This window comes from Streptacidiphilus jeojiense, from assembly GCF_000719095.1.
Lineage (GTDB): Bacteria > Actinomycetota > Actinomycetes > Streptomycetales > Streptomycetaceae > Streptacidiphilus > Streptacidiphilus jeojiensis.
The window spans coordinates 1-202 of record NZ_JOEH01000142.1 but is presented as its reverse complement, the minus strand read 5'-3'; the positions used below and the strand labels follow the sequence as shown (position 1 = coordinate 202).

The 202-nt window shown below is 71.8% G+C and carries 1 pseudogene; it reads right to left on the bottom strand.

What is annotated here, in order from left to right:
- Positions 1-202 (bottom strand): annotated as a pseudogene (locus tag IF29_RS0141395) (6-phosphogluconate dehydrogenase); the annotation flags it as partial.

The following is a 202-nucleotide window of genomic DNA, read 5'->3' as shown; positions in this document are numbered from 1 at the left end:
CGCGTGGCCGCCGAACTGGTTGCGCAGTGCGGCGATCATCTTCATCTGCGGGGAGTCGTCCTGGCGCGAGGCGAAGCGGGCGAACAGGCTGGCCGTGATGGCCGGCAGCGGGACGGCGTTGTCGATGGCGGCCTCGACGGTCCAGCGGCCCTCGCCGGAGTCGGCGGCGTAGCCCTTGAGCTTGTCCAGGTGCTCGTCGGCG